23 protein-coding genes, 1 tRNA gene and 1 pseudogene are annotated in these 24,034 nt (G+C 64.4%); 22 read left to right on the top strand and 3 right to left on the bottom strand.

All coding sequences use genetic code 11. The annotated features are described in order from the left end of the window. Window positions 1–24: 24 nt before the first annotated feature. From SG26_RS11620 to SG26_RS11520, 21 genes and pseudogenes are all read left to right on the top strand, one after another. Window positions 25–1,134, top strand: a complete 1,110-nt coding sequence (locus tag SG26_RS11620; RefSeq protein ID WP_050037642.1) for a DUF4129 domain-containing protein — start codon at window positions 25–27, stop codon at window positions 1,132–1,134. Continuing rightward, a complete protein-coding gene (locus SG26_RS11615; protein ID WP_050037641.1) occupies window positions 1,134–1,877 on the top strand; it encodes a hypothetical protein in 744 nt (247 codons plus the stop codon). The genes SG26_RS11620 and SG26_RS11615 overlap by 1 nt, the downstream gene beginning before the upstream one ends. Then, window positions 1,874–3,193, top strand: a complete 1,320-nt coding sequence (locus SG26_RS11610) for a DUF58 domain-containing protein (protein ID WP_050037640.1) — start codon at window positions 1,874–1,876, stop codon at window positions 3,191–3,193. The genes SG26_RS11615 and SG26_RS11610 overlap by 4 nt, the downstream gene beginning before the upstream one ends. Further along, window positions 3,190–4,755 (top strand): hypothetical protein, encoded by a 1,566-nt coding sequence (locus SG26_RS11605; protein WP_050037639.1) that lies wholly within the window; start codon window positions 3,190–3,192, stop codon window positions 4,753–4,755. Before SG26_RS11610 ends, SG26_RS11605 begins: the two co-directional genes overlap by 4 nt. A gap of 50 nt (window positions 4,756–4,805) precedes the next feature. After that, on the top strand, window positions 4,806–5,972 hold the full coding sequence (coaBC, locus tag SG26_RS11600) for a bifunctional phosphopantothenoylcysteine decarboxylase/phosphopantothenate--cysteine ligase CoaBC (protein WP_050037638.1): 1,167 nt from the start codon (window positions 4,806–4,808) through the stop codon (window positions 5,970–5,972). A gap of 151 nt (window positions 5,973–6,123) precedes the next feature. Next, window positions 6,124–7,167, top strand: a complete 1,044-nt coding sequence (locus tag SG26_RS11595) for a monovalent cation/H+ antiporter subunit E (protein ID WP_044952163.1) — start codon at window positions 6,124–6,126, stop codon at window positions 7,165–7,167. Continuing rightward, a complete protein-coding gene (locus SG26_RS11590; RefSeq protein WP_005535719.1) occupies window positions 7,160–7,435 on the top strand; it encodes a cation:proton antiporter in 276 nt (91 codons plus the stop codon). The genes SG26_RS11595 and SG26_RS11590 overlap by 8 nt, the downstream gene beginning before the upstream one ends. Next, on the top strand, window positions 7,432–7,752 hold the full coding sequence (mnhG, locus tag SG26_RS11585; RefSeq protein ID WP_008310505.1) for a monovalent cation/H(+) antiporter subunit G: 321 nt from the start codon (window positions 7,432–7,434) through the stop codon (window positions 7,750–7,752). Before SG26_RS11590 ends, mnhG begins: the two co-directional genes overlap by 4 nt. Beyond that, window positions 7,749–8,294 (top strand): DUF4040 domain-containing protein, encoded by a 546-nt coding sequence (locus SG26_RS11580; RefSeq protein WP_050037637.1) that lies wholly within the window; start codon window positions 7,749–7,751, stop codon window positions 8,292–8,294. The genes mnhG and SG26_RS11580 overlap by 4 nt, the downstream gene beginning before the upstream one ends. Then, window positions 8,291–8,764, top strand: a complete 474-nt coding sequence (locus SG26_RS11575; RefSeq protein ID WP_050037636.1) for a Na(+)/H(+) antiporter subunit B — start codon at window positions 8,291–8,293, stop codon at window positions 8,762–8,764. Before SG26_RS11580 ends, SG26_RS11575 begins: the two co-directional genes overlap by 4 nt. Continuing rightward, window positions 8,764–9,120 carry a cation:proton antiporter subunit C gene (locus tag SG26_RS11570; RefSeq protein WP_014039689.1) on the top strand — a complete coding sequence of 119 codons (357 nt, stop codon included), beginning with the start codon at window positions 8,764–8,766 and terminating at the stop codon, window positions 9,118–9,120. The genes SG26_RS11575 and SG26_RS11570 overlap by 1 nt, the downstream gene beginning before the upstream one ends. Beyond that, window positions 9,113–10,611 (top strand): annotated as a pseudogene (locus tag SG26_RS11565) (monovalent cation/H+ antiporter subunit D family protein). The gene SG26_RS11570 and the pseudogene SG26_RS11565 overlap by 8 nt, the downstream one beginning before the upstream one ends. Beyond that, window positions 10,608–12,299 carry a proton-conducting transporter membrane subunit gene (locus tag SG26_RS11560; protein ID WP_050037635.1) on the top strand — a complete coding sequence of 564 codons (1,692 nt, stop codon included), beginning with the start codon at window positions 10,608–10,610 and terminating at the stop codon, window positions 12,297–12,299. Before SG26_RS11565 ends, SG26_RS11560 begins: the two are co-directional and overlap by 4 nt. After that, window positions 12,299–14,083, top strand: coding sequence for a Na(+)/H(+) antiporter subunit D (locus tag SG26_RS11555; protein ID WP_050037634.1), 1,785 nt, complete (start codon window positions 12,299–12,301; stop codon window positions 14,081–14,083). Before SG26_RS11560 ends, SG26_RS11555 begins: the two co-directional genes overlap by 1 nt. Before the next feature lie 194 nt (window positions 14,084–14,277). Beyond that, the gene (locus tag SG26_RS11550; protein ID WP_050038278.1) at window positions 14,278–14,742 is read left to right on the top strand and encodes a type IV pilin; all 465 of its coding nucleotides are present in this window, start codon (window positions 14,278–14,280) and stop codon (window positions 14,740–14,742) included. A gap of 113 nt (window positions 14,743–14,855) precedes the next feature. Beyond that, window positions 14,856–15,434 (top strand): hypothetical protein, encoded by a 579-nt coding sequence (locus tag SG26_RS11545; RefSeq protein ID WP_050037633.1) that lies wholly within the window; start codon window positions 14,856–14,858, stop codon window positions 15,432–15,434. A 263-nt stretch (window positions 15,435–15,697) separates the two neighbouring features. Further along, window positions 15,698–16,195: a type IV pilin gene (locus SG26_RS11540; protein ID WP_050037632.1), complete on the top strand. Its 498-nt coding sequence runs from the start codon at window positions 15,698–15,700 to the stop codon at window positions 16,193–16,195. A 295-nt stretch (window positions 16,196–16,490) separates the two neighbouring features. Next, window positions 16,491–16,979 (top strand): hypothetical protein, encoded by a 489-nt coding sequence (locus tag SG26_RS11535; RefSeq protein ID WP_050037631.1) that lies wholly within the window; start codon window positions 16,491–16,493, stop codon window positions 16,977–16,979. After that, window positions 16,976–18,871 carry a hypothetical protein gene (locus SG26_RS11530; RefSeq protein WP_050037630.1) on the top strand — a complete coding sequence of 632 codons (1,896 nt, stop codon included), beginning with the start codon at window positions 16,976–16,978 and terminating at the stop codon, window positions 18,869–18,871. Before SG26_RS11535 ends, SG26_RS11530 begins: the two co-directional genes overlap by 4 nt. A 44-nt stretch (window positions 18,872–18,915) precedes the next feature. Beyond that, on the top strand, window positions 18,916–19,485 hold the full coding sequence (hpt, locus tag SG26_RS11525) for a hypoxanthine/guanine phosphoribosyltransferase (protein ID WP_050037629.1): 570 nt from the start codon (window positions 18,916–18,918) through the stop codon (window positions 19,483–19,485). A 93-nt stretch (window positions 19,486–19,578) separates the two neighbouring features. Beyond that, window positions 19,579–20,043, top strand: a complete 465-nt coding sequence (locus tag SG26_RS11520; protein ID WP_050037628.1) for a hypothetical protein — start codon at window positions 19,579–19,581, stop codon at window positions 20,041–20,043. A gap of 146 nt (window positions 20,044–20,189) precedes the next feature. On the opposite strand, the gene SG26_RS11515 is transcribed toward SG26_RS11520, so the two are convergent. From SG26_RS11515 to SG26_RS11505, 3 genes are all read right to left on the bottom strand, one after another. Continuing rightward, window positions 20,190–20,264: transfer RNA gene (locus tag SG26_RS11515), tRNA-Met, on the bottom strand. Window positions 20,265–20,338: 74 nt separating this feature from the next. Then, a complete protein-coding gene (locus tag SG26_RS11510) occupies window positions 20,339–20,821 on the bottom strand; it encodes a GtrA family protein (protein WP_014039682.1) in 483 nt (160 codons plus the stop codon). Continuing rightward, window positions 20,821–21,588, bottom strand: coding sequence for a glycosyltransferase (locus tag SG26_RS11505; RefSeq protein WP_014039681.1), 768 nt, complete (start codon window positions 21,586–21,588; stop codon window positions 20,821–20,823). The genes SG26_RS11510 and SG26_RS11505 overlap by 1 nt, the downstream gene beginning before the upstream one ends. A gap of 117 nt (window positions 21,589–21,705) precedes the next feature. On the opposite strand from SG26_RS11505, the gene SG26_RS11500 reads away from it, so the two are divergent. After that, window positions 21,706–24,024, top strand: coding sequence for a DUF2298 domain-containing protein (locus SG26_RS11500; RefSeq protein ID WP_050037627.1), 2,319 nt, complete (start codon window positions 21,706–21,708; stop codon window positions 24,022–24,024). The last annotated feature ends 10 nt before the right edge of the window (window positions 24,025–24,034 follow it).

Raw genomic sequence — 24,034 nt, 5'->3', positions numbered from 1 at the left:
CCTGTCACCGGAAACGGTGCTACAGTGTCAACAAAGCTGGTTCGTGCCGCCCTCGCCCTCCTCTGTGCGGTCGCTGTCCTGTTCGGCACGGCGCTGTTTCCCGGCGCGCTCGGTGTCGAGTTCGAGTCGAGCGGTCCCCTCGACAGCCGAGCGAGCGAGCCGGTCACGCCCGACGGAACAGCACCCGACGACGTCGACAGTGGGCCGACGCCGGTAGCGACGAGCGATGGGGCAGAGACGACGCCGAGGACGAGCGACGAGCCGGCAGCGACAGCGACGCCAACGCCGACGGAGACGGCGACAGCGACGCCGGCGGCCAGCGAGGGCGAAGACAGCGGGTCCCCAGTTCTGGTGAAACTGCTCGGGCTGGCGCTTATCGGCGGGTTCGGCGCCGTCGCGGTCGGTGTCATCCGGGCGGCATCAGACCCGGAACGCGACGGGTCGACAGACGCCGGATTCCTCCTGCACCCGCTCCTCGACAGATTGGCCGGGACAGTCGTCTCGGCGGTTTCGAACGGCGCGGTTGGGCGGACCATCGGCCGGATTCCGAAGGTAACGACCGCCGCGCTGCTCTCGGGGTCGTCGGCGCTCTCACGAGTCGGGGCCGGTATCAGCGCCGTCTCCGGCGGTGTCCTGACCGGATTGGCGACGGGAATCGGGTCGGTCGGCACGATGTCACTGCGAGGGGTCGCCGGCCTGCCGAGTACGCTCGGGTCGCTCTCGGTCGCGCCGTTCAGAGCCCTCAGGGGCTTCGGTGGGACCGGCGGCTTCCTCGCCTCAGTCCGAAGTGGCGTCGATAGCCCGCCGCTGTTTGGTTCGTCGGACTCGGAGCAGCGGCAGTCGACGGCCACCGAATCGACGGCAGAGGCGGACGACGGCCCGGACATCGATAGCCTGTCCATCCAAGAGGCATGGGCGCTACTGGCCGACCGCGTCTCCGTGTCGGACCCCGAGACGGCGACGCCCGGCGAGTACGCCCGCCGGGCTATCGACAGCGGACTTCCGGCAGAGCCCGTTCGACGGCTAACAACCCTCTTCCGCGAGGTCGAGTACGGCGGGCGGTCGGCGACCGGTGCCCGAGCCGAATCGGCCCGGAACGCCCTCAGACAGCTCCTCGGCGGAGGTGACGACTGATGAGCGATTCAGAGTCACGACAAGGTGAGACCGCCAGCGCAACCATCGACGTCAGCGTCGAACGCCCGACGCCGGGGCGCAAGTTCGTCCGGCACACGCTGTTGGGACTCGTCGCACTTGCCGGGGCGGTGTTCGTCGTTACTTTTCCCTCAGTCCTCCCAGATGTCGGCAGCGGGACGGCTAGACGGCTCCGGCTCGGTGCAAGTATCGGAGCCGTCGTAATCGGCCTCTTCGGTCTGTATACTGTCGTGTTGACACAGGAGTCGGACCTCCCGCCAGTGAAAGGGAGCCAGCCGCGTGACCCGTATCGTGACGACGGTACAGACGACGAGCCGGCAGAACTGCTCGACGAACTGCTGGAACCCGAGGCGACACAGGCGAAATCCGGCGATATGGTCGGCGAGGATATCGACGAGTTACTCGCGAAAATCGACGGGCGTGTCGACCCCTACAACGGCCTCGAAGCGAGCTATGCGTCCGAAGTCAGGAACAGGCTCCGCGAGGCCGCGAGACAGGTGCTGGTCGAAACGGCGGACATGTCGACGGAGGCGGCGGCCCGGGACGTCCGTACTGGCTCGTGGACGGACGACCGCCGGGCGGCCGCCTTCCTCGGCGGTCCGGACGCGCCTGACCCGCCAATCGAGATGCAGTTACGGGACTGGGCCAGCGGCGAGGGGTTCGACCGGAAAGTCGAGGCTGCGGCAGCCGAGATACGCCGGCTCCAGCGAGGTGAGGGTGCATGAGCACCCGAGAGACCACACAGCGCAACGTCGGTGTCTCGGCCGCGCTGGTGGCCGGCGGGGCCGGAATCGTCACCGGGAACCCGGCGATTTTCATGGTCGCGGCGGTGGCGCTTGTGTACGCGGCCTATCAGGCGGCCATCGGCGACCCCGAACCGACGCTCACAGTCGAGCGTCACGTCGAACCGGCCGACCCGCTCCCCGGCTCGGAAGTGACAGTGACGCTGACGCTCACGAACGACGGGGACGCGACCCTGCCCGACGTTCGCGTCCTCGACGGCGTCCCCGAGCGGCTCGAAGTCGTGGACGGCTCCCCGCGCTTTGGCACCCACCTCGAAGCCGGAGCGTCGGATTCGGTCACCTACACCGTCGAAGCCCGACGCGGCGACCACGCGTTCACCGACGTAGCGGTCGTCTGCCGGAACCTGACCGGGACTGTCGAGTTCGCCGAGCAGGTCACCGTCGAGACGACGCTCTCGTGCAGTGCCAGTGTGGACACCGTCCCGCTTTCGGGCCAGACGCTCTCCCAGTCCGGACGCGTGCCGACGGACGCCGGCGGGAACGGCCTCGCTTTCTACGCCATCCGCGAGCACCAGTCCTCGGACCCGATGAACCGCGTCGACTGGAACCGCCTCGCGAAGACCAACGAGCTGGCGACAGTCGAATTCAAGGAGACGCGGGCGGCCACCGTCATCACGCTCGTGGATTCCCGACACCCCGTTGCGGGCGAGACGGGCACGCCCACGGCTGTCCAGTTCTGTGCCTACGCGGCCCAGCAGGTCGGCTCGGCGTTACTGGACATGGACAACCGCGTGGGCGCCGCCGTCTACGACAGTTGTGAGACGCTCCAGCCGTCGGCCAATCGGGCACAGGAACAGCGATTGGAGGCGTTTCTGGAGACGGTTGTGAGCGGGTCGGTCACTGGGTCGGCAGGGACCCGCAGTTCGTCGCTGCTCGACACTGGCGCCCGGCGAATGTCGTCATCGACCGAGACGGCAGACCGGTACGGTATCGCCGACGGCGGCGACGCGGTGGCGACACTCGACCGCTCGATACCGAGCGAGTCACAGGTCGTGTTCTGTACGCCCCTGCTCGACGACCGGGCGTCCGATGCGGCGAAACGGCTCGCCGCGTACGGGCACGCGGTCACGGTCGTCAGCCCGGACATGACGACCGGGGACAGTCCGGGCAGTACCGTCGAACGAATCGACCGAACGGCCCGCCTCGACGACCTTCGAGGGAGGGTTCGGGTCGTCGACTGGACGCCCGCGGAACCGCTCGCCAAAGCCCTCATTCGCGCAACGGAGCGGTGGGCATGACGGAACTCGACAGTCGGCCGGCGGCATCGAGCGCGGCGCTGGCCGGAACAGTCGCGGTGCTCGTCTCGCTCGCCCTTGCCGTCGCTGTCGTGGACCCGATACTAGTCCTGACCGGCTTCGTCGGCGGGCTCTGTATCGCAGCTGGGGTCTGGGCGCTCCGTAGCGATACCCACGAACGCATCGCCGGCGGCAGCGTTGCCGTCGTCATCGGCGCGGGCGTGTTCTGTGGAACCGCGCTGTTGGCGACTGACTACTGGTCGCTCGTCGTGGCGCTCGGGTTCCCGCTGGCCGCCACACTCGTCGTCATCGACGCGAGTAGCGGACTGGTGCCGCCGACCGACGCGACGGACGAACTCACGGCGATGCTCGACGAGAGTTTCGTGGTACTGGTGGTCGGTATCTGCGCCACAATCGTCTGTGCCGTCGCCGCTGCCGTCAGGCTGCCCTGGGTGCTCGTCCGTGTCGTTGCCGGCTTCTCGGTCCAGCCGCTCGTGGGCTTCGTGACGCTACAGGTTGGTGTCCTCCTCGCCCTGTTGTTGCTGGACCGGGTCACGGAGACGCTGGAATCGTGGATTCCGGCACCCACGGCGACGGCCGACCGGACGCTCGGGCGACTGGACCTGCTGGGGACGAGCTGGTGGGACGTCGACCGCTACGTCAAAGCCGCCGTGGGCCTGCAGTTGCTCGTCGCGTTTGTCCCAACGGCGCAGGGACTGTTCGACAGATTCCTCGGCAGCCTTCCGGTGGTCGGGCCGTCTCTGCGGGTCGCTCTCAGTGGTCCGCTCCACCTCCCCCTTGTAGCCGGACTGCTGGCGTTACTGAGTATCCTCGTCGTCGAACGGCTCCGGCAGTGGCTGCTACAGTGGCTGGGGGACAACCCCGGACGGTTGCTGGCGCGGCAGACCGGCAGTATCGTGCTCCCAGTGGTGCTGCTGCTGGGCGCGCTGGTCCTTACGGCCGCTGGCGTGACCCGGCGGGTAGCACCGACCTATACTGGGGGCGGCCACTACGGCTCGGCGACCGTGGTCCTTCTCGGCGTCTTGGTTTCGGTCGTCGTCCTTCGTGGACTCGTCACGGTGCTGTCCGAACTAGTCGGTGCGGAGTTGCTGTCCCGACGTGTGGCGGGATTCGCGGCCGGGAGCGGACTCCTGTTCGTCATGACGCTGCTCGGAGCGGAGCGCGGACTCGCACCGATACTCGTTCTCGTCGGGAGCGCGGCGGCGCTGCTGGTCTGGGACGCCGGCGCGCACGCCAGCAGTATCGGCCACCAGCTGGGCCGGGACGCCGAAACGACGGACAGCGAGTTCGTCCACGTCACCGGCACTGCGGCCGTCCTCACCGGGGCTATCCTGCTCGTGATGCTCGTCAGGTACGTGCTCATCCCGGTCGCGGTTCCGACCACGTCGGCCGGGCTCTCGCTCAGCTCGGTGGTCGCGCTCGGACTGGTCCTGCTTGCGATAGCCGCCTTCACCCTCGCGCTGAACGCCCACGACGGGGGACCACGTACCAGCAGCGACAGGAGTGGTACGCGAAACGAGCAGCCCGCTACTGACGGCGACTAGGCCCGCCGGAGAGACAGGGGCTTTTACCCCCGCACCGCGAACCGGCAGGTATGCTGACCGGAGTCAACGTCGTCCTGGGGGTGTCGGGGTCTATCGCGGCCGTCAAGACGGTGGAGCTCGCACACGAACTCCGACGACAGGGGGCGTCCGTCCGGGCCGTGATGACCGACAGCGCGACGGGCATCATCCACCCGTGGGCACTCGAGTTCGCCACGGACAACGAGGTTGTTTCCGAAATCACGGGCAGTGTCGAGCACGTCGACCTCTGCGGGCGCTCGGGCTGGGGGGATGTGCTCTTGCTCGCACCGGCGACGGCAAACACCGTCGGGAAGGTTGCGGGAGCCATCGACGACACACCTGTGACGACGTGTGCGACGACCGCTCTCGGCGCGGACGTGCCGGTCGTCGTCGCGCCGGCGATGCACGAACCGATGTACGACCACCCCGGCGTGCTGGACGCCATCGACCGCGTCGAGTCCTGGGGGGTCGACTTCGTGGACCCGCGGATCGAGGAAGGGAAAGCCAAGATTGCAACGGAGGAGGCCATCGTCACGGCGACTGCACGGGCCGCGGACGACCGGCCGCTTGCAGACGAACACGTCGTCGTGACCGCAGGTGCGACCACGGAGTCAGTCGACCCGGTGCGGACGCTCTCGAACCGCTCATCGGGGCGGACCGGCCGGGCAGTCGCACGGGCCTGTTACGCCCGCGGGGCCGACGTGACGCTCGTCCACGACGGGCCAGACGTGCCGTACGCCACCGTCGAGCAGGTCGAATCAGCCGCGGAGATGACCGAGGCCGTTCGTCGGGTCGCCGACTCGGCCGACGCGCTGGTCTCGGCGGCCGCCATCTCGGATTACACCGTCGAGCAGGCACCGGAGAAAATCAAGAGCGGGCAGGCGGAACTGACGCTGACGCTGCAACCGACGCCGAAGCTCATCGACACCGTTCGGTCGGCCCACCCCGACCTCCCTATCGTCGGGTTCAAGGTCGAAACGGAGGGTGACGACGAGACGCTGATCGAGCGCGCCCGCGAGATACGCGAGCGGGCCGGGCTGACTTTCGTGGTCGCCAACGACGCGAGCGTGATGGGGGCCGACGAGACGCGCGCCCTGCTCGTCGACGCGGACACGGCCACGGAGTACGTCGGGGACAAGGAGGGACTCGGCGCTCGTGTCGCCGACGAAATCGGTGACCATCTGTCCAGTCGTGGCTGACCGCGTAACCGATTACGAAATAGTTTTGCGTGTTCCGTTGCTCCGGTCCGATAACGACAGTACTGCCCGACGAACCGCTATTCGGAGTTTCTAAACAGATACTGTGACTGTACTACCACCCCGTCGCCTGCTCGTGCCAGTAGCCGATTCGGTGACGGTCCGTAACACCGTCGCCTACGCCATTGAACAGGCCGAATCGGCGGCCAGAGAGGGACAGCAACAGGTATCCCTGCATCTCGTCGCCGTCGCAAGCACGCGCGCCGTCGACCCCGACGCGCAGACGGAACTCGGCCAGGCCAAAGACCTGCTCGACCGCATCGAGGTCTGGCTCGACGAGGATCTGGGTGCTGACCCACCGTCGAACCTCGACGTGGAACTGGGCGTCATCGGTGCCGACCGCTACCTGTTCAGCCCCGGCGATTACGCCGACGTCATACTGGCCTACGCCGACGAACACAGCATCGAACGGGTCGTCCTCGATCCGGAGTTCAACCCGGGCGGCACGACGCCGATGCTCCGGCCGCTCGAAGTCGAACTCGTCCGGGGCGATATCGACGTCGAGACCGCACCCGTCGAGCGGCCGGCGCGGTCGACCGCGCTCGCTCGCGCCGCGACGCTCCCGAAGTATCTCACCATTTTCGGGGCGTCGTACCTGTTTTATCTGCTGTTGAGTTCGTACAAACCGCTGGATTTCCTCACTGGCGCGATAACGGCGACTATCGTCACTGCATTGCTTGCGCCGATCGCGTTCAGTCGCCAGCCGTCGCTGACACGGGTTCCGGGGCAGTTCGCCCGGATGGCCCTCTACATCCCGTACCTCCTCAAAGAGATCGCGATTGCGAACCTCGAAATCGCCTACGTCGTCTTGCACCCGTCGCTGCCAATCGACCCCGAGATGGTCGAACTGGAGGCGGCCATCTGGGGAGACGGGCCGGTGACGACGCTGGCAAACAGCATCACGCTGACGCCCGGGACGCTCACCGTCAGCGTCTCCGAACAGGCGTTCGATATCCACTCGCTCACCGGAAGTGCGCGCGAGGACCTGTTCGACGGCGGCCTCGAACGGGCCGTCCGGTTCGTCTTCTACGGCCGGGAGGCCGCAGCGATTCCCTCGCCGCGCGAACGGGGGCAGGGGGACGGCGACGGCACAATCGAGAGCGATATCGACGACCCGGAGGTGGCCGACGATGATTGAGTTCGAGGCGGCGCTGCTGGCGATCGCCAGCGCGTTCGTCCTGTTCGCTATCGTGTCGCTGTACCGCGTGTTCGCGGGGCCGACGGACCACGACAGAGTCATCGCGGTCAACGTGATGGGGACGAACACCGTCATCGCTATCGCGCTCGTCTCCGGCGCGCTCGATAAGCCGCTGTTCCTCGATATCGCGCTCGTGTACGCCCTGTTGAACTTCCTGCTCTCGATAGCGTTCTCGAAGTTCAACGTCGAACACGGGGGTGTGCTATGACGCCGCTGGAGTGGGGGATCGTCGTACTCGCACTGGTCGGTGCGTTCTTCGGTGGCGTCGCCTCGGTCGGCATCGTCAGACTGCCGGACGTGTACACTCGGACGCACGCGGCCTCGAAGAGCGATACGCTGGGTGCCGTCCTCGCTATCGGGGCCGCCGCGCTCGCGATTCAGACCGACCTCGCGACGATCAAAGCCGTCTTCCTGCTGGTGTTTATGTTTCTAACGAACCCCACCGCCGCCCACGCCGTCGCACGGGCGGCACAGGACCAGGGTATCGAGCCGTGGACTGCCGGCGATGAGGAGGGCGAGTCATGACGCTCTCGCTCATCGAGGGAGTGTTGCTGGTGTTCGTATTGTGCTGTGCTATCGGCGCGGCCGTACTCCGTGACGTGCTGGCGTCGCTGATGGCGTTTGCCGCCTACAGCCTCGGCATCTCCATTATCTGGGTGATGCTTGAGGCCCCTGACGTGGGGCTGACCGAAGCGGCTGTCGGGGCCGGCATCATGACGATCCTGTTCATCCTGGCGCTGGCAAACACCGTTCGGCCACAGGAAAACGGCCTGTTCGAGTCGATCAGCGTCCCGACCGTCGTCCTGGTCGGCGCGTTCGTCGTCGTCATGATAGCGACGGTCCCGTCGCTGCCCGCCGTTGGGGCGGAGGGCGCGGCAAACCCCGTCGTCAGCGGCGAGGTAACACAGCACTACATCGACAACGCATACGCGGACACGGAAGTCAAAAACGGTGTGACGGCCGTGCTCGCGGCCTACCGTGGATTCGACACGCTGGGTGAGGCGGTCGTAGTCTTTTCCGCCGGCGTGGCGGCACTGACCGTCCTCAGACAGGAGGTGTTCGCATGAGTAGCGACGAGCGAACCGGACTGTACGTCGAGAGCACGATCATCATGACGACGGTCCGCGTGGTGTCGCCGTTCGTCCTCACCTTCGCCCTGTTCGTGATGTTCCACGGCGCGAACTCCCCCGGCGGGGGATTCCAGGGCGGGGTCATCGCCGGGTCGGTCGTGATGATGCTCGCCTTCGCCTACGGCATCGATGCGGCCCGGGAGTGGCTCGACGTCCGCGTCGTCGCCGCGCTCGCGTCCGGCGGCGTGCTCACGTTCGCAGCAATCGGTCTGGGAACGATGCTCCTGGGCGGGAACTTCCTCGAATACCACCTGTACGAACAGTTCATCTCGCATGTGGTCGCTTACGCCATCGAGCTCGTCGAACTGGCCATCGGTGGTATCGTCGCCAGCGTTGCCATCGGCCTCTTTTTCCTGCTCGCGGCCGGGTTCGGCCACGCCGTCGACTCACCGGAGGATGAGAGCTAATGTTTGAACTGCTGAACTCACACTACAACTACTTCGCGGTGATGCTCCTGCTGGGTATCGGCCTCTACATGCTCATCGAGTCCCAGAACCTCGTGAAGAAGGTCATCGGGATGAACATCTTCCAGACGGGCATCTTCCTGTTTTTCATCACGCTCGCGTTCCGGGCCGGCGGGGATCCGCCGATAATCAAGGAGGGCGGCGGCCCCTACGTGAGCCCGCTGCCACACGTCCTCATCCTGACCGCTATCGTCGTCGGGGTGAGCCTGACCGCCGTGGCGCTGGCGCTTATCATCCGCATCTACACCGAGTACGGGACGCTGGACGAAGATAAACTCAAACAGCTCTACTATGATTGAACAACTCCCTGTGTTACTGGTGGTCCTGCCGATTATCGGCGGCGCGGTGCCGCTGGTCGCCAGCCTCGTGAGCGACCGGGCAGGGTGGCCAGTCGCGACGCTGACGCTCGTCGGCCAGGCCGGTCTGGCCGGCCTGCTGGCGTGGACCGTCAGTACGAGCGGGACCGTTTCCTACGCGGTCGGTGGTTTCGCCGCCCCGTACGGCATCGAACTCGTCGTCGACGGGCTCTCGGGGCCGTCGCCCTGCTCGTGGCCGTCGTGTCACTGGGCGTGCTCGCGTACGCCCGACAGGCCGGCCCGCACTCGAACGCCTTCTACGGCCTGTACCTGCTGCTGGTCGCCGGCCTGACGGGGATGACCGTCACCGGCGACGTGTTCAATCTCTACGTGTTCCTCGAAATCACGGGGCTTGCAGCGTACGGCCTCGTAGCCAGTGGCCGGGACGCGAGCGCCGCCGTCGCGGCGCTGAAGTACCTCATCATCGGGACCGTCGGGGCCTCGCTGTATCTGCTCGGCGTTGGCTACCTGCTCGCGGCGACGGGGACGCTCAACATGGCCGATCTGGCGAGCAAACTCGGGGAGATGGCGGCCTACGACTCGACGCTCGTCCTGACCGCGTTCGGGCTGATGATCGGCGGGCTGACGGTGAAAGTCGCCCTGTTCCCGCTGCACACCTGGCAGCCAGACGCGTACGCGAACGCGCCGGACACCGTGAGCGCGTTCATCTCGGCGCTCGTCTCGACGGTTTCGGCGTACGCGCTCGCTCGCCTGCTGTTTTCCGTGTTCACCGTTGAGTTCCTGACGGCCGTGCCCGTCGCTCGCTGGGCACTGGTCGGCCTGGCCTGCGTGAGCATCATCGCGGGGAGCGCACTCGCCGTCTCACAGGACAGCGTCCAGCGGATGCTCGCGTACTCTTCGGTGTCGCAGTTCGGCCTCGTCGTCGCCGGATTCGCCATCGCGACCCCGCTGGCCGTCGTCGGCGCGACCGTCCACCTGCTCGGCCACGCAGTGATGAAAGGCGGGCTGTTCGCGGCAACGGGGGTCATCGAGCGTAAGACGGGCGCGACGACGGTGAACGGCTACGCCGGGATGGGGAGCCGCGTCCCGATTTCGGCGTTTTGCTTCGCCGTGCTCTCGCTGGCGATGGTCGGCGTGCCGCCGGCGGTCGGTTTCGTCGGCAAGTGGTACATCGTCCTCGGCGCGGTCAACGCCGAGAACTGGCCCGTCGTGGCCGTGTTACTCGCGAGTACCCTGCTGACGCTCGCGTACTTCGCCCGCCTCGTCGAGCGGCTCTACTTCGCCGAGGCGACCATCCACTCGGAGGAGACACCTGCTGAGGCTCCCGTGACGGACGGGAGCGGACAGGCGGTCTCGTTCGGGATGATCGCCGTCGTCGTCATCGCGGCCGCACTCGCGGTCGCGCTGACCGCAGCCGTACCGGAGTTACAAGCAATGCTTGAGGACACACTTCCACCCCTTCTAAACCAATGACTGATTCGCTACGCCCAATCCTGGCAATCCTCGTCTCGGCGGTGGCCATCCCCGCGATTCTCTCGCTCAAGGGCCGACCAAACGTACGGGAGGGGGTGACCCTATTCGTCGCGTTCGCGAAGTTCGGGATCATTGCGAGCATGGTCCCTGGCGTCCTGAGCGGGACAGAGTACGAGTTCGCAATCGGACAGTTCGCCACTGGAATCGAACTGGCGTTCAGCGTCGACCCGCTCGGGTTGCTGTTTGGCCTGCTCGCGAGTCTGCTGTGGATCGTCACGAGCTTCTACAGCATCGGCTACATGCGCGGGCTGAACGAACACGCCCAGACCCGATACTTCGCCTCCTTCGCCGCCAGCCTCGCGTCGGCTATCGGCGTCGCCTTCGCGTCGAACCTGCTGACGCTGTTCGTCTGTTACGAACTGCTGACGGTGTCGACGTACCCGCTCGTCACCCACGACGAGACAGACGAGGCCCGCGCCGCCGGCCGGAAGTACCTCGCGTACACCTTCGGCGGCGGCGTCGCTGTGCTGGGCGGGACCGTCCTCGTGTTCGTCCTCGCCGGGACGACGGCTTTCACGCCCGGCGGTATCGAAGCGCTCGCGACGGCCGACCCGACGTTAGCGCGGGCGGCCTTCGCCCTGCTTGCGGCCGGTTTCGGCGTCAAGGCCGCACTGATGCCGATGCACTCCTGGCTCCCGGACGCGATGGTCGCGCCGACGCCGGTGTCCGGACTGTTGCACGCCGTCGCCGTCGTCAAAAGCGGCGTGTTCGGTATCGCCAGGGTCGTCCTCGACGTGTACGGAACCGGAACGATGGAGCAACTCGGCGTCGGCCTCCCGCTCGCCGCGATTGCGGCCTTTACCCTCCTGACAGCGAGTATCATCGCGCTCAGACAGGACAACCTCAAGCGGCGGCTGGCGTACTCGACGATAAGCCAGCTCTCCTATATCGTACTGGGACTGGGTCTACTCCACGGACAGGCGCTGACCGGCGGCCTGCTCCACATCCCCGCCCACGCGTTCATGAAGCTCACCCTGTTCTTCTGTGCCGGCGCGATCCACGTCGAGACCCACACCGACGACATCAGCGACATGGCCGGCATCGGGAAGCGGATGCCGCTGACGATGGCCGCCTTCGCCGTCGCTGCGGCCGGAATGGCCGGGATTCCGCTGGTCGCCGGGTTCGTCAGCAAGTGGTATCTCGTCATCGGCGCGTTGAGCCTCGATGGCGGGCTCATCTTCGCCGCAGCCTTGCTGGTTTCGGGCGTACTCAACATCGCGTACTTCTGGCCCATCGTCTACCAGGCGTACTTCGAGTCGCCGGAGAGCCACGACGAGAAGCCGCTCATCGGGGGACCACTTGGCGGGCGAGACGAGGTTCGGGCCGACGGCGGTGAGGACCACGAATCGGGCGCTGCCGACGGTCACTCCGACGAGGGCGATGTTCCGGACCCACAGCACGTCGACCATCTCGGCAAGCACCACGAAGAACACGAACACCACGGCGGCCCGCCCGCGGGCGGCTGGGACGACCGCGGCTGGCGCGGCGGCGAGAGTACGTGGTTTATGCTCGGGCCGATACTCACCGCAGCCACGCTGTCGCTCCTGCTGGGGACGGTGCCACACACGGCGATCTTCCTGCAAATCGTCGATACTATCGTCGAGAATCTCCCGGGGGTGGTCGTCTAATGTCGATGCTGACGACGGTTCCGCCGGTGGTCATACTGCTCGCGCTGGCAATCGTCGTGTCCCGACTCCCGCGGCGGGCCGGGCACGCCGTCGGTGCGCTCGTCCCGGCGCTGGCGGTGCCATGGGCAGTCGTGGTCCCTGAGGGTGCACACCTCCATGTAGACAGCTTCCTTGGCTTTGAGGCCGTCCTCCTGAACGTCGACCCGTTCTCCCGGCTGATGGGCATCATCTTCGGCCTCATCGCCGCCGTCGCCGTCCTCTACTCCTACGCCAGTGAGGCCGACACCACACAGACGGCGTTCGCGCTTTCGTATGTTGCGACGAGCTTCGGGGCCGTGTTCGCCGGCGACTGGCTCACACTCATCTTCTTCTGGGAGCTGATGGCCGTCACCAGCACGCTGCTGGTGTGGCACTACGGCGGCAAGGCGGTCCGGGCCGGCTTCCGGTACGCACTGCTGCACGGCCTAGGCGGCACGCTGTTGATGGCCGCCATCCTCCGGCACTACGTCGAGGTGGAGACGTTCCTGTTCGCATCAGTACCGGGTGGCCCGGAGACGGCCGGTATTTCGTCCGGGCTGGCCGCCGCGCTGGCAGCTATCGGTATCGGCGTCAACGTCGGCTTCATCGGCCTGCATGCATGGCTACCCGACACCTATCCGCGCCCGCACATCGCCGCCAGCGTCTTCCTCTGCGTGTTCACGACCAAGACCGGCGTCTACGGTATGTACCGCGCGTTCCCCAACGGCCACGAAGCCATCGCCTATATGGGCGGTGCGATGGCCATCTTCGGCGCGCTGTTCGCACTGTTCCAGAACGACATGCGGCGGCTCCTCTCCTATCACATCCAGTCCCAGGTCGGGTACATGGTCGCCGGCGTCGGTATCGGCTCGCCGCTCGCTCAGGCCGGCGCGTTCGCGCACGTATTCAACCACATCCTCTACAAGGGCCTGCTGTTCATGACCGCCGGTGTCGTCATCTACCGGACCGGCACGGAGAGCCTGAAGAAACTCGGCGGCCTCTGGCGAGAGATGCCCATCACCGCTGGGGCGTTCTCCGTCGCTGCGCTGTCTATCGCCGGCTTCCCCGGCTTCAACGGCTTCGTCAGCAAGGGCATCATCATCTCTGGAAGCCACTACACCTTCGGCAAGGGACCGCTCCCGCTCGGTGAGTTCTATACGCTCGAGTGGATGCTGCTGCTGGGCGGCGTCGGCACGTTCATGTCGTTCATCAAGTTCGGCTACTACGCGTTCTTCCACGGCGAGTACGACGGGAGCATGCCGGACGCGAACCGTCTCCAGAGCGTCGCCATGGTGTCCGTAGCCGCGCTCTGTATCATCTACGGTGTGTACGACACAGCCCTGTTCACCATCCTTCCGTTCGACGTGACGAGCGGGGCCGTCGTCGACCACGTCTACGAGACCTACACCATCCCCCATCTCATCGAAGGAGTCGTGCTCGCTGTCCTCGGGCTGATCGGCTTCGCGGTGACAAAGAAGCCCCTCTCGAAGCTCGGCCGCGTCCCGGATATTGATAAACTGTACAACCCCGCCGTCTTCTATGGCTCCCGCGGCCTCGTCGTCGGCGTGACCGAACTGTATGCCGCCGTGGACCGCACAGTGGTTCAGGCGACGACCGTCGTTACGCGAACAGTGACTTCCCCGAACGACGTGATTGCCCGATTACGCGACGACGACAGCCTCGTACATCCGATGCGGGCCGGTATCGGACTCAGCATCCTCATCCTCGCGGTCTTCGTTACGGTGGCACTGCTGGTCCTTTCATGATGTTCTAAAAACATCTTCTGTGATAATTGAGGGCACAGTCAGGGATATTTGGGTTCAAACACCCCAAAATAGTTGTTAGCAGGTGAGGTGATTACAGTCTCTGATAATACAGGTGCAGACTTATATATCTCCATAGCTACGATTCGATAAGCACGGCATAACAGGGCGACCTGTTGATGCGTGCGGACACAACAATGGAACTCAAACGATTCTTCAACGACGACGATGCTGTGTCGCCGGTCATCGGGGTCATCCTGATGGTCGCAATCACGGTCATCCTCGCGGCCGTTATCGCAACATTCGTCCTCGGTCTGGGCGATCAGGTCAGCAACACGGCTCCACAGGCTAGCTTTAGTACGGATTACGACTCAGACAAGGGCGAAGTTACGGTAACTCACGACGGCGGTGATTCGATCAAGGCAAGCAACCTCTACTTCAGAGGAAGTGGATTCGACACAGGCAATGGTGCTGCCAATGAGATTGACGCAAACAATGATAAGTGGCCAGACGCCAACGCCAGCAGTAACAGCAAAGTCGTTGCAGGAGACAGAGTCGCTGTCATGGTATCTGACGATAGCTACGACTTCAGCGTCGTCTACGAGTCGGCTACCGGCGACAACTCCGCAACGCTCGCCACTGCATCCGGACCTGACGCATAAGCTCGCGACATATCGTTTTTTCCGGCAGTGAAATCCGTGAGTTTATAACTGATGAACACTCTGAGTTTGGCTGTATTCCCTGCGATGGGTGGTGGGGAACTGGAGAATATGATATGAGTAAGCAGGTAGAACGGTCGGACTCCGCTACGGAGGCTGACCTTTCCAAAGGCGAGATATTCGACGTCCTGCAGAACGAACGGCGTCGCTACACGTTGCAGTATCTACGGGCACACGACGGGCCAGTACAGCTCGGCGACCTCGCGTCACACGTCGCCGCACAGGAGTACGAGTGCCCGGATACCGAGGTTACGAGCGCGCAACGGAAGCGCGTTTACACCACGTTACAGCAGTCCCATCTCCCGCGGATGGACGAAACGGGTATCATCGACTACGACGATGAAAACGGGACGATCTCCAAGACTGCACACACGGAGGAACTCACCGTCTATCTCGAAATCGTGCCGGGAAGCGAGTTCCCCTGGCGCGAGTATTACCTCTCGCTCGGCGCGGTCAGTCTGGCAATCGTGACGATCCTCTGGGTCGGCGTCTATCCGTTCACGGCAATTCCGCCGCTGGTCTGGGCCACGCTGATCGCGGTCGTACTCAGCGTCTCGGCGGGCTATCACACTTACGCCGGTCGTGAGATGACACTGACCGAGTATGTGGCACAGGAAGCCGAATCGGACGACTGACACACCCAGTTTGTTTCACGGCTTGCGCTGTTTCGTTTGTCTCAGTTACCGCTGAACTATCCACGCACCGCCTATCGAATTTCGGCGGTACAGCCAGCCTTGAAGGCTTTCAAGCCGACGTTGAACGGCTAAAACGTGTTGTGTGTATAAGTGGGCACATCTCATGTGGTTGAGTCAGCACACCCCGCGAGCCGGTAAGGAAATCCTTCGATGTATAGGGGGTTCCTACTCGGGTCACACTCGCGGTGTGCGTCGAACAAACCATGGATATCAAACAACTCATCCACGACGACGACGCAGTGTCGCCGGTCATCGGGGTCATCCTGATGGTCGCAATCACGGTCATTCTGGCCGCAGTAATCGCCTCCTTTGTGCTTGGTCTCGGTGACCAGGCGCAGCAGGCCACGCCACAGGCTAGCTTCTCATGGGATTACGATGCCTCAAAAGCCGATGATGGATACGGATACCTATCAGTAACCCACGACGGTGGAGATACTATTGAAGCTGGAAGCCTCTATACTAGAGGTAGTGGAATAGAGGCTACAGGCTCGAATGGGCTCGATTCATCGGATATAGACTTTGAAGATGGAGATGAATCTTGGGACGATTCTGATGCGTTTGGAGCGAGTGGAAGTGAGGTCTCTGCCGGAAATAGTATGGTGATCGCGGCTTCCGATTCGTACGACCTCAGAGTTGTTTACGAACCGCCAGAAGGCGACACCTCTGCTACGCTCGCACAGGACACCGGTCCTGACGCATAATCCGCCACCATTTCTTTGTTTTTCAGCCACTGAGCAGCAGCGCTGTGTCATTTTCTGATAACAACAGACCTAAAGCCGGAGATCTCCCGAGACACTGGGCTACTACGACTCGCTCCCCTCCCGCTTTGCTGCAGTGCTTATGTCATCTCAGACATGGGAATCTCCTTTCAGTCCCTTCTAATAGATCGGGCAACCACTCAGAGGACAACCTCTGGTGTCAGAGCCGCTGACCTAGACTCAAACCCGAGAAGTCGTCACGATACTTTTATCCCCAGATATCTAGTGACTGGTAACAATGGAAAGAACGCGGGCTGTTATCACCAGTGTGATAGCCATTATACTCGGCGTCACACTGCTCTCCGGCCCGCTGGTCCCCGGCGTGACACTGGCAACGGAGCCAGATCCTGTGGCGCTCGAATCGGGCAACGTCACGGTTTCCACAGTTGAAATGCCGGAGGAAGTAACGATTGAGAAAGGGTCCTACGGCGCGGCGAGCTACTACCTCAACGTGCCGCCGGTCCGCGTACACTTCGCGAATCGGACCGGACGGCCGACACTCGTCTACGAACTCACAATCGAGGAACTGGGGTACACGCGGACGACGAATCACTTCTTGGACGACTCAGCTGGGGACACGTACGCGCTGACGCTGGCGTCGGACACGTTCACCGACGGGGAAATAGAGCGCGAACAGTACAACGGAACAGTGACCGTGAGCAAGCGCGACGAGGCTGGTCACGGCGTGGTGGCGACGCGCAACGTCACGATATCGGTGGTCGAATGACGGCGACGGAGTTCGTCGGGCGTCTCCGACAGCGGACGCCCACGCTGTCGAACACCCGCGAGACGGTGTATTCGGTGCTGTTTGGCGACCGATTCGGCCTGGCTGTGTTTCTCGCCACGGTCGTGCTGTTCGGGCTGTTGTGGCGGACGGCGTTCCTGATAAACGATTCCTACACGCTGGCGAACGGGTTGTATAGCCTCTCGAACGGACAGCTAGCGATGACCGAGGCGGCCTACGGCCCCGGACTCGATACGCCGGGGGCGAGCAGGTACGGCGGCCAGTGGTACGCGCGCAACTACGGTGTCATCGTGCTCTCGTTGCCGGCCGTGTTCGTGCTCGACCTGCTCACCGCTGTCGTCGAACTCCGGATTGCACTGGTCGCGCTCTGGTCGCTCGCGCTGCTGGCACTGGTGGTCCAGTGCAGTCACTACACCGACGGCGACTGGGTCCTCTACGGCGGTACCGTTGCCGTGCTGGGACTGTTCGGGCTGAACGTCGCGCTGGCACAGCCACTCGACGCCGGCCGAACCCATCTGTACGCGCTGCAACTGACGCATCTCCTCATTGCGGCGTTCACACCGGTGGTTTTCTATCGGCTTCTCAGTCGGATGCACACGCGCCGGCTGGGGCTCCTGAGCGCCGTGGTGCTCACAGCCGGGACACCGCTGGCCTTCTGGGCGACGGTGCCAAAGCGCCACGCTGTCACCGGGACGGTGGTCGTCTGCATCGCGTACTGCCTCTATCGGAGCCGCAAGCCAGCGGATGGGCCGGTTATCACGCAGCGGCGAACCTTCCGCGCGCTCGCATATGCGCTGGTGGGATTGTACGCGTGGGTACACGCTCCGGAAGCGCTCCTGCTCTGTGTCGCCCTGGCACTGGTCGATATCCCGACAGCCCCGGACAACAGCCCACGAACGCTTGCTCGTATCGGCATCGTCTTCGCCCTCTCCCTGCTGCCGTTCATCCTCACTAATATCGCCATCTCCGGGTCGCCGATCAAACCCCCGAGGTTGATCTCCGGTGGCGGCTCCCTCGGGGGAGACGGAACAGGCGGCACGAGCGGTGGTGGCGGCAGTGGCGGGTCCGGTGGATTGCTCACGCCGCTGGCACCCTTGCTCGGGACTGTGGAAAGCGGGGTGCGGCCACTGCTGCTGCTTGGCAGCGAACTCGTTTCGGGACTCAAAACGCTCCAGCAACAACCAGATGACGTGTACCACGCGTTCGTGCGGTCGGGAAGCGCGGACGGTGCGCTCGATAACACCGGTGAGGAATCCGTCAATCTCTCGCTGCTCGAATCTGCGCCGGTACTCGTTGCTATGCTCGGCGCGCTTCCAGTCCTCCGACGGCTGCGTTTGCCCTCGTCGATGGCCGACCGAACGCTCAGCGCCGACCGTGTCGTGGACGCGTTCGCCATAACGGCGTTCGTCGGCGTCGTCCTGCTGTACAACAGCCGCTTGCCGCTGCACGCGCAGGTGACTGCCCGGTATCTGTTCCCGCTCTATCCGCTCGGCGTGTATCTGTTCGTGCGGCTCCCAGCGGTACGCGGGAGCCTCGCGGACCACTGGGACGTGTTCCTCTGGACAGTTGCGGGGACAGTGTTGATCGGCGGGCAGGTGACCGTAGTGTTCGTCGCGCTGACGGTGAACGGCATCGGCGAAGCGTTCCAGTTGCACGCGCTGCTCGCGCTTGGAATCGCTATTCCACTCGGTATCTGGGCACTGTGTGGTCGCTCCGAAGACCGAGCCGGGCAGGCCGGTGCAGTGCTTCTCGGTGCCGCAACGGGCGTTGCGACGGTGTTTCTACTCCTGACCACCGTCGAGTACTACGCACTGGGTGATTCGCACCTCCTGCCGATGATGCGAGCGCTCGGTGAGTTGCTGGCACTCTACTGAGTCGGTGACGGAGAATTTTAGTACGGGCTTGTAGTACCGACGGCATGGACCGACTCAAGAAGTCCCTACTCGAAGCGCCAATTATCGAGAAGGAAGGCTATCACTACTTCGTCCACCCCATCAGCGACGGGGTCCCGATGCTTCGACCGGAACTTCTGCGCGAAATCGTCATCAAGATCATTCGGAAGGCAGAACTCGACGACGTCGACAAGATCGTCACACCGGCGGCGATGGGTATCCACATCTCCACAGCCGTCTCGCTGATGACCGACATCCCACTCGTCGTCGTCCGCAAGCGCCAGTACGGACTCGACGGCGAGGTATCGCTGTCTCAGGTGACCGGCTACTCCGAGAGCGAGATGTACGTCAACGATGTGTACGAGGGCGACCGGGTGCTTGTGCTCGACGACGTGCTCTCGACCGGTGGGACGCTGGCCGGACTCACAGGCGCGCTCGAAGACATCGGCGCGGACATCCGCGACATCGTCTGTGTCATCAAGAAAGCCGACGGAACGAACAAGCTCGACGAGGCGGGGTACGACGCCAAGACGCTGATCAACGTTCAGGTCATCGACGGCGAGGTCACCATCGTCGACGAGCACGGCGACGATTAGAGCGGCTGTTGATACGGTTCCTGTAGCGAGGCGAGGGCGAGCCGCCAGTAGTCACCAGTAGGCTTACAAAAACCTGAGCCGACACTGGCTGTTGTGTCCCCCTCCATTCGGTCCCTCACAAAGGATTTCGCCGCGCTGTTTAGTTCACTTGTCTTGCTTGGGCCACTGACGCTCGGGCTACTCGTCCTCGCAGGCAGAATCATCGCCGATATAATAGGAGTCGCGGTTCCGGACCCGCTTGGAACCATCGGCTTCAGCGTGACCGCACTGCTGGCACTCTGGCTGGCGCTGGAGGGGGCGATGGTACAGCGACACGGGCTCGCTACGCTGGACCGCGGCGGTTCATTTCAGCGTGCTGCCCGGTATCTGTTAGTCACCGTCACGACACTCGCCGGACTTATCGTCTCTATCGGGTTTTTAGCGCTGTCGCTCCCGTGGGCATTCGAGACGCAGAATACGGCTGCACAAGTCCTTGGCGTGCTGCTCGTCGCGGCGTTGGTCGCCACGCTGTACCGAACACTCACAGCGGCCGGAGAAGGGTACAGCAGGGAGCAATAGCGGTGAACAGGCTGAAAGCAGTCTGCAGCGCGAGAACATTGGGCGGTAGATTTGAACAACGCGACCACCTCGCTATCGCTCGGTGTTCTCTCGGTCAAATCTACTGGACTTCTCCAGTCGCTCACGGATTTGTGAGCGACAGAATATAGCGGGAGGTAGATTTGAACTACCGATCTGCGGGTTATGAGCCCGCCGGAATCTCCTGGCTATCCCATCCCGCTACCTTCTCGTAGTCCGGTCCCCTCATTAAGGGTTGTGATTCGAGTGCCGTCCGTGAGTTAGTAACGCGCTATTCTCACTCGTCCGCGTGGACCTGCCAGGTGAAGATGCTCTCGGCGACGTAGTTGACCAGCATCGCGACTCCAATCGCGAGCGGGCTCGCAGCGATAAACCACAGGTCAGTTCCGGCGACGACGAGTTCAACCGTCAGCCACTGCGTAAGCAGCCAGTAGACGGCGAGCTGTACCGCGACGCCGCCGGACCGGACCAGATGGGATTTCCCGAGCCGTTTGGCGAACGAACGGCGGCCGGTGTCACCCTGGCCGGCGAACGTCCAGTGTTCGTTAACGAGAAACATCACCAGAATGGCCGTCTCGACGCCGGCGGCTTTGGCCCACATATCGCTGACGCCGAACGCCAGGCCAAGTACGGCGAGGACCGTGTTGTCGCTGATCGCGCCGACGACACCGACGGAGACGAACTGGCCGAACCGGACGCCCGACACGAGTGACTCGAACCGGTCGGGAACGACGCGGCGAACCTGCTGTTCGATGTCCATCATCGGTCTTTCTCGACAAGGGCAGTTGGTTCGTCGAGGTGATCGGCCAGAGCCGTGTGGAAGCGATCATCGCGCAGTTGCTTCGACCGGTGGCGGGCTGTCAACAGTGCCTCAAGCAGGTCTATCGACGTCCGTATCGGAGACACCGTCGAGCCGGGCTTGTCCTCCCACTCGATTGGGACCTCTTCGATAGACAGGTCCAGCGCCGCGGTGATAGCTATCAGTTCGACATCCCACGCGAAGCCGGGCTCGTACAGATGGTCACGGACGCGCTCCCAGGCGGCTGCGTCGATGGCTTTCGCACCGCACTGATAGTCGTACAGCCGCGCGTCGAGCAACCGGCCGGCGAGCCACGCAAAGCCGTCGCCGAGGAACCGCCGGGCGAACGTCTGATGGGTGGCGACCGTCGCGTCCGGGTGACGGCGGGAGCCAACAGCGAGGTCCGTTCGGCCGTCGGTGACCGGGTCCAGTATCCGTTCGAGCGAGCGGACCGGTGTCGACCCATCGGCGTCGACGAAGGCCAACACGTCGGTCTCCAGTCGCTCGAACCCGGCGGTGATCGCTGCGCCCTTCCCGCGACGGTAGGGCACAGTGTGGACCGCTGCCGGGAGCGAACGGAGCTGTGCAGGGACGCCGTCTCGTGGCGCATCGAGTTCGACGACAATAGTCCGCGGATTGAGGGCATCGTCGATAGCGGCGATATAGGTCCCGAGCTGGTCCATGTCGGGACGGTAGGCTGGGAGGACAACCCCAACGGTCGGCGACATTGCCGAGTAATCGGACAGGCGGAAGTAAAAACAGTTCGAAGCTACCGGTCCCTAATCAGGTCATAAGTCCGGGAGCAACGAAAAAGCGTATAGGCCAGCGAACCGGTCCCTTCACTGATGGAATACGGGCTCCTCGCCACCTGGCTCGCCCTCTACCTCCTGTTACTGTACGCTGGCGGGACCGTCGCTGGACTGCTGTTCCCTCGCTTCGCCGACCGCGGACTCGCATTCGGCGTCCCGGTCGCCGTCTCGATACTATGGATAATCACCTATTTTGTCGGTCGCCTCTCGTTGACGCTGGGCGTCTGGCTCGGCATCGCCGTTCTCGCCGTGAGTACGCTGGCTGTCTGGCGGGCCGACGGCGGACCGAGCGCCCGTTCGTACGCCGAGACGGCCGGCGTGTTCACAGTCGCGTTCCTGTTTCTCGTCGGCATCCGGGCGCTCGACCCGGCAATCGTCCCCATCGGCGGCGAGAAGTTCCTCGATTTCGGCCTGTTGCAGTCGCTCGTGCGGGCCGACAGCCTCCCGCTAGAGGACATGTGGTTCGCCGGCGAACCGGTCGCGTACTACTACGGCGGCCACCTCGTTGCGGCGATCCTCACCAGAATAACGGGAACCGCGGGACAGTTCGCGTACAATCTCGCGCTGGCGGGCTTCTACGCGACGCTTGTTACGGCGGCGTACGGACTGGCTGGCGCTGTCGCGAGCGAACGCGGCCTCCCGCGACGACTGGCCGCCGGCCTCACAGCGTTCTGTGTCGGCATCGCGAGCAATCTGTCGACACCCGCCAAGTTCGTCATCTGGCTTCTGCCCGGTGAGCTGAGTCAGACCGTCGCCGAGCGGGCCGGCTACGAACTGGAGGGGCTCGCGGCGGGGCCGGACTCGTTCAGCTACTGGGATGCGAGCCGCGTCATCGAGGACAGCGCGGCCGATTTCGGAACGTACGAGCCCGGCGCTGCGCTGGTCATCGACGAGTTCCCGCTGTTCGCCTGGCTCAACGGCGACATGCACGCCCACATGATGAGCACGGGCTTCCTGTTGCTAGCCGCCGCGCTCTGTTTCAGCTACTACCAGACGCCGGCCGCGGAACGCCGACGCCGGCTCGCGCTGCTTTTCGGCGCGCTCCCGGCCGTCGCCGGCATCATGGCCGTGACGAACACCTGGTCGTTCCCGTCGATGGGCGGGCTGGCCCTGCTGACGGTCACCGTCGCGCCGGCCGACCCGACGACGCTCCTCCCGAAGCACGTCGGACAGCGGCTCCGGCTGAACGGAGCGAGCCAGGAAGGCGTCCGAATCGGACTGGGGTTGGCCGTCGCTGCTGTCGTGATCGCGTTGGGACTGCTCTGGTCGCTCCCGTTCTGGCTCGGCCCGGCGAGCGGACGCGAGATTGCCGTCCTGCCCGACCGAACCTCACTGCTGGAGCTCCTGGCCGTTCACGGCCTGTTCGTCGCCCCGTTCTGGCTGTACCTGTACGCCCAGACCGGCCGTGCCGTTGGCCGGAGCACGGCCCGTATCGTCGGTCTCGTCACCGTCGGAACGGCGGCGCTTGCGGCCACACTTGACATCGCAGCGGTCGGGCTGCTCGTCCCGCTACTGCTCGGCGCGTGGCTGTTCGCGCGCTCGCCGACACTTGACCGTACCGTCGACGCGGTTCCGGCGCTCGCTGACGGCGGCGACCGGCCCGTTGGCTTCGAAGCCGTGCTGATTCTCGCCGGTGCGGGCCTCGTTCTCCTCGTCGAGTTCGTCTTCGTCAGGGAGAACATCGGCCGGATGAACACCGTCTTCAAGACGTACATGCAGGTGTGGGTGCTCTGGGGGGTCGCCGCCGGCCCCGTGCTAGCGTGGCTGCTCACCCGCTGGCGGCCGACCGACGACCGCGCGCGAGCATGGACCAGCATCGGCGTCCGTACGTTCGTCGCCCTGCTGGTCTGTTCGGCGTCGCTGTACGGCATGTTCGCCCTCTCGAACCACGTCGAGGCCGCGGGCGATCCGACACTGGACGGGCTGGCCTATCTCGACGACGACCATCCCGAGGAAGCCGAGGCGATTCGGTGGCTTGACGACAACACTCAGGGCCGGCCAACCATCGTCACGGCCGCACCGGCGAGCTACCAGTGGGATGCTGACGACGGTGAGGGCGCAAGCGCACCGTCGAGCCTGACCGGCCTGCCGACCGTCGCCGGCTGGACTCACGAGGCCCAGTACCGCAACGACACGGTGTATGACCGCCGCGTCGACGACGTGGCGACGATTTACACGGGCGAGCCGGCCGAGCAGCGTCGCCTCCTCGAAGCCTACGACGTGCGCTACGTCTACGTCGGCCCGGCCGAACGAGCCCGCTACGGTGACGTGACTGTCGACCAGCTACAGGGCGTGACCGTAGCGAAACGAGCCGGCGGCGTCACGATCTATCAGGTGCGACCGGAGTACTTCTGAAAACGGAGAG

This window comes from Haloarcula sp. CBA1115, assembly GCF_000827835.1.
Taxonomy (GTDB): domain Archaea; phylum Halobacteriota; class Halobacteria; order Halobacteriales; family Haloarculaceae; genus Haloarcula; species Haloarcula hispanica.
Note: the sequence above shows the minus strand (reverse complement) of the source record. Positions and strands in the feature narration are given on the sequence as shown.